Source organism: Aeromonas sp. EERV15, assembly GCF_900079845.1.
Lineage (GTDB): Bacteria > Pseudomonadota > Gammaproteobacteria > Enterobacterales > Aeromonadaceae > Aeromonas > Aeromonas sobria.
Window position 1 is genome coordinate 1 of sequence record NZ_FKKY02000143.1, and the last position, 450, is coordinate 450.

The 450-nt window shown below is 69.6% G+C and carries 1 pseudogene; it reads right to left on the reverse strand.

The features are described from left to right. Positions 1-404: pseudogene (locus BN4575_RS22940) on the reverse strand (glycogen/starch synthase); the annotation flags it as partial. Between the last annotated feature and the right edge of the window lie 46 nt (positions 405-450).

The window sequence follows — 450 nt, forward strand, 5'->3', positions numbered from 1 at the left end:
AGGATCCCGATCACGTCGCTGCCGCGATCCCGCAGCACGCCGTCGAGGCCCTCGCCCCCTTCCCACGTCTGGATCTCCTGCGCGTACCGGGGGGAGACCGTGGAGACGAGCGTGGCGTTGTAGATGCCGGCCTTCAGCAGGTTGATGCTGTCGTACGCCTCCAGGCAGAACCTGTGGAACTGGTCTCAGCCGAGCCCTGTCGTGCCGAGCTGGAGCTGGTTGACCCACCCCTGGTAGCCGAGGTTGTGGATCGTCAGCACGGTCGCGGCGCGCGCGAGCGGCGACCGGTGCTCCAGGACGTTGGTGTAGAGCGGACCGAGGGCCGACTGCCAGTCGTGGACGTGGACGATGTCCGGCCAGAACCCGAGCGCGTGGCAGAGCTGCAGCGCGCCGCGCGAGAGCAGCGCGTAGCGGGCGAGGTTGTGGCCGAACTCGCCGTGCGCGTCGCCG